This is a genomic window from Pyrobaculum sp. (assembly GCF_049971835.1).
Lineage (GTDB): Archaea > Thermoproteota > Thermoprotei > Thermoproteales > Thermoproteaceae > Pyrobaculum.
On the sequence record NZ_JBMFKV010000235.1, the window covers coordinates 1 to 2,549 of the forward strand.

Consider the following 2,549-nt stretch of genomic DNA (forward strand, 5'->3'; position numbering starts at 1 on the left):
GGAATACTTCTATCAGCGGATTTACGAGTTAAATATCTAACGAACCTCCACTTTAGAGAGTAATAAGGAGGTAAACGCGGCCGTGGCGGCCACCACCGCGGCCGAGGCTATGAAGGGGGCTGTGGCCGAGATTGTGGTGTAGAGGTAGCCGCCGATGGCCGGTCCGGCTATCCTGCCGAGAGTCCCCGCCGACTGCAACGCGCCGAGCTCCACCCCGGCGCCTCTCCTCGACGCCGCGGCGAATATGAAGGAAGACGCAACGACGCCGCCCAGCGACACCAACGCGGCGCCTAGGTAGAGAGCCGCAAGGGAGTTCGAGGCGAGGCTCAGCAGGAGCAACCCCGCCGCCATGACGGCCATTCCCAGCGGCGCGTTTCTACCCGGGCTGGAGGACCTCTCGAGGCGTCTAACCACCGGCTGGGCCGCCCCGGCGGCTACGCCGGAGGCGAGGAACAGGAGGCCTATCTGGAAGGGGGTCAGCCCCCGGGCGAAGGCTGAGAAGTAGGAGAGGAGAGCCTCGAACATAGACATGCCCAGGTTCAGCATGAGCACCGGAACCGCCAGGAGGCCCACCGCAATTTCAAAACCCTGGCGCCGGGTTGGCCTGGAGTTGGGCAATCTAGCCACCGCGGCGCCTGCCAGGGCGTAGAGCACCGCCGAGGCGAGGAACGGCAACCGGGGGTAAAGCGTGCCTAACGCGCCCCCGATGGCGGGCCCCGCGACGAAGCCGACGCCGAAGGCTATGCCGAAGAGAGCTATGGCGGAGGCTCTGCGGTCACTCGGCGTGAGGTCCGCTATCCAAGCTTGGAGCGCCGCCAGGGTGCCGCCCCCCACTCCGGCCAGCGCCCTGCCGAGGGCCAGCTGGGCGAGGCTTTGGGCGGCGTAGGCGACGGCCTGGCCGGCGGCTCCGAGGGCTAGGCCAGCCGCCACCACGGGGGCCCGGCCTATCTTGTCGGAGACGTAGCCCCAGAGCGGGGCGGTGACGAACTGCATTAGGGAGAATAGGGACACCAGCAGGCCCTGGGCCGCCGCGTCGCCCCCCAGCTCCCTTAGGAGGAAGGGCATCGCGGGTAGTATAATGCCGAAGCCCACCATCTGCAGAGCAACCGCACCCAGTAGCAAAAAGCGCGTCTCCATGCCGGCTGCTGGACATGGATATTAAAGTGTAAAACCGGCGCGGTGGCGGGGGACGCGACTACGCCGTGCGGAAGACTTATAACCCGTGGAGGGCGGTGTTTTTGTGAAGGCGCTGGTGCATGTGGATAGGGAGGATTTGACCGCCATGAATATCGCTCTTTCTAATATCGAGAATCTGCTGGCGGCGGCGCCGGGGGCGGAGGTTGCGGTGGTGGCGAACGGCAACGCCGTGATATTCTTCACACAATACACGCCTAGCCACATCAAGGAGAGGATCACCGCGCTGGCGGTGAGAGGCGTGAAGTTCTATATATGCAACAACTCCCTCAGAGCACACGGAATTGACCGCGGGGAGTTGCTACCCTTCGCCGAGGTTGTGCCCGCCGGCATAGTAAAAATACTAGAGCTCCAGTCAGCAGGCTACCTCTACGTAAAGCCCTAAATAAGCTGGGCACAGGCGCCGCGCGGCCCGCGGCGCCGGGCTCGCAGTACATTTTTATCTGCAATTCAATAACGTCATGGATAGGCTGAAGGGTAGGAGAGTCTTCGTGGGGGGCGTGGGGCCTGGGCTGGGTTCGGCTGTTGTATACCTAGCTCTGTCGGAGGGTGCCGGGGTGTACGCCGCGGCGCGGAGTAGAGACTTTCTAGAGAGGATTAGACGCGAGTTTTCTAAATTTGGCGAGCTCCACATAGGGGCCTACGACTTGTCAAGGCCTGAGGGCGCCGAGGCCGCCGTGGCAGACACGACCGCCAAGCTCGGGGGCCTAGATGACGTGGTGGTGACGGCCAGGGGCTACGCCGAGACGCCGATAGAGGAGCTAGAACCCTCCGCGCTGGAGGAACTCCTCTCGCGGAATTTGAAGGCTCATCTCTACGTGGTCAAGGCGGCGGTTAGGCACCTGAAGCCGGGATCCTCCATAGTCCTAGTCACGGCGGTAGGCGGGGCGTACCCCGCCTGGCTTAGGAGGAATGTGGCGTATGTCGCCTCTAAGGCGGCTTTGGCTAGGGCTGTGGAGTCCCTCGCCGCAGAGCTCATGGACAGGGGGATTAGGGTAAACGGCGTGGCGCCCGGCGGGATGGCAAAGACTTTACGCCCGGCAGAGCGGCGAGGCGGCCACCCCTCGGCGCCCCCCAGGCGCCGCCCGAGGAGGTGGCCCGGGTAGTCATATGGCTACTCACTGACGAGTCCTACTGGGTAAATGGGGCAGTGATCCCGGCAGACGGAGGCAGGAGGCTCACCTGACGTAAACCCAGCGGCGAGGTCAACACAGCCCCTACACTATCTCCGTGGGCTACCACTGCCAGCCCTCACGTGGTGAGTGAGACATAGCGGGGCTCCTGTGGGTTTTCCCAGTCTGTAGAGGTCTAGGCGGAGGTGCTTGGCTGTGGGGTTTGTGGAGCTGGGGGTGTCC

4 protein-coding genes are annotated in these 2,549 nt (G+C 63.8%); 3 read left to right on the top strand and 1 reads right to left on the bottom strand.

The features are described 5' to 3' along the window. Nucleotides 1-36: 36 nt before the first annotated feature. Nucleotides 37-1,137 carry an MFS transporter gene (locus ACP5J3_RS12950; protein WP_428496067.1) on the bottom strand — a complete coding sequence of 367 codons (1,101 nt, stop codon included), beginning with the start codon at nt 1,135-1,137 and terminating at the stop codon, nt 37-39. 103 nt (nt 1,138-1,240) lie between these two features. On the opposite strand from ACP5J3_RS12950, the gene ACP5J3_RS12955 reads away from it, so the two are divergent. From ACP5J3_RS12955 to ACP5J3_RS12965, 3 genes are all read left to right on the top strand, one after another. Continuing rightward, nucleotides 1,241-1,579 (top strand): DsrE family protein, encoded by a 339-nt coding sequence (locus ACP5J3_RS12955; RefSeq protein WP_428496068.1) that lies wholly within the window; start codon nt 1,241-1,243, stop codon nt 1,577-1,579. Between the two features lie 76 nt (nt 1,580-1,655). Then, nucleotides 1,656-2,300, top strand: coding sequence for an SDR family NAD(P)-dependent oxidoreductase (locus ACP5J3_RS12960; RefSeq protein WP_428496069.1), 645 nt, complete (start codon nt 1,656-1,658; stop codon nt 2,298-2,300). Then, a complete protein-coding gene (locus ACP5J3_RS12965) occupies nt 2,288-2,380 on the top strand; it encodes a hypothetical protein (protein WP_428496070.1) in 93 nt (30 codons plus the stop codon). The genes ACP5J3_RS12960 and ACP5J3_RS12965 overlap by 13 nt, the downstream gene beginning before the upstream one ends. Nucleotides 2,381-2,549: the final 169 nt, after the last annotated feature.